Genomic DNA, 640 nt, shown 5'->3' with positions numbered 1-640 from the left:
CCGGAAATTATGAACCAGAATCGACGTTCCCATGGCCGAGCCACGGCCCGTCGTGCGGTATTGCTCGCCGTCGACCGTTACAGTCCAGGTGTCCTGTGCGTACGTGACTGCCGAAACGCCACCCGACATCGCTGCCGTCGTCGTTGTAACGTCGCCGCCGGTGGTGACTGTGACAGCTTCGCCATTGATCGTCGCGCCGCTGTTCTCGGGCGCGGTTATCGTGACAACATTTGACGCCGCGACGGCAGTGAAACCGTGCGTGCCGCTGTTGATGGCGTCAGCCACTTTCGCCGCCGTCGTGCTGTTCGAGCCGGTCCAATCTATTGAAACGTCGAGCAGATCGGCGCCGTTGATGACAATGGTGTTGATCTTGTTGACGCCCGGTGACGACGTGCCGCCGGTGATCGTCAGCGTTCCGGTGGCTTTGGTCTCAGGAACGGCACCTGTTCCGCCAATGGTCACAGTGGAAACCTGCGCCACGGGCGCAACGTAGGTGACGCCCCCCGCCATATTGGTCGTCGATGCGGTAACGCTGCCGGTCGTGATCGTATCGACCACAAGTCCGTTTTGAGACGCGCCTGTGTTCGGCGCGGCGCGCAGCGTTATCGTGGCGCCAGTGGCCGACGCGGAATACCCATGC

General features: G+C 62.0%; 1 protein-coding gene. It reads right to left on the bottom strand.

Annotated elements, in window-relative coordinates; translation table 11 throughout:
- A partial coding sequence (locus ACTJKP_RS27095) for a hypothetical protein (RefSeq protein WP_440632863.1) occupies window positions 1-640 on the bottom strand: 640 nt, incomplete at both ends.

Source organism: Brucella sp. 22210, assembly GCF_052045675.1.
GTDB lineage: Bacteria > Pseudomonadota > Alphaproteobacteria > Rhizobiales > Rhizobiaceae > Brucella.
The sequence above is the reverse complement of the archived record's forward strand: the minus strand, read 5'-3'. Positions and strand labels throughout refer to the sequence as shown.